Origin of the sequence: Geotalea toluenoxydans JCM 15764, assembly GCF_001311985.1 — a bacterium.
Taxonomy (GTDB): domain Bacteria; phylum Desulfobacterota; class Desulfuromonadia; order Geobacterales; family Geobacteraceae; genus Geotalea; species Geotalea toluenoxydans.
The window spans coordinates 1-721 of the sequence record NZ_BBCJ01000072.1 but is presented as its reverse complement, the minus strand read 5'-3'; the positions used below and the strand labels follow the sequence as shown (position 1 = coordinate 721).

The 721-nt window shown below is 53.8% G+C and carries 1 protein-coding gene; it reads right to left on the bottom strand.

Annotation, left to right across the window (positions count from 1 at the left end):
* Window positions 1–334: 334 nt before the first annotated feature.
* On the bottom strand, window positions 335–721 hold a 387-nt coding region (locus JCM15764_RS20740; protein ID WP_243689563.1), incomplete at its 5' end, for an enoyl-CoA hydratase/isomerase family protein.

Below are 721 nucleotides of genomic sequence, written 5' to 3'. Positions count from 1 at the left end.
AATGCCCGCCCCCATGCTGCCGGCTCCTGCCATACCTACTGTTTTGATATCCTCAAGTTTCATTGTTGTTCTCCTTGTATGGTTGGTTAAAAACAAAAACCTTCTCACCACGAATGACACGAATTTTCACGAATGAAAGAAGCAGTTGTCGCGTCCCCCTTTAAGAAAGGGGGATTGAGGGGGATTTGTCTTTATTCGCCCCTGGAAATCCCCCCTGGCACCCCTTTCTCAAAAGGGGGTGGGAGACTAACCCTAATAAGGCTTTTTTTTGATGTTCATTCGTGTTCATTCGTGTTCATTCGTGTAAATTCGTGGTTAAAGCCTTTCAGGTTCTTTATTTGTTCATAAAATTCGGCTTTCTCTTCTCGCCGAAGGCAATCAAACCTTCCCTGGCATCGTGGGTGAGCAGGTTCTCCAGGCCGTATTTACGCTCCACGGCCAGTGCTTCATCCATGGGTAGTTCGATCCCATCGTTGACCGCCGCCTTGATATACCCCAGGGCCTTGCCTGCCCCGGAGGCCAGCTTGCGGGCAAATGCCATTACTTCGTCCATGAAGGATTCTGCAGGGATGACCCGGTCGATAAGGCCGATGGCCAGCGCCTCCTCCGGCCCCATCACCTTGCCCCACAGGAGGATATCCTTGGCTTTGGCGAGGCCGACCAGTCGCGGCAACCGCTGGGTGCCGCCGCGCCGGGAACGATGCCGAGCCCCGCTTCGGGC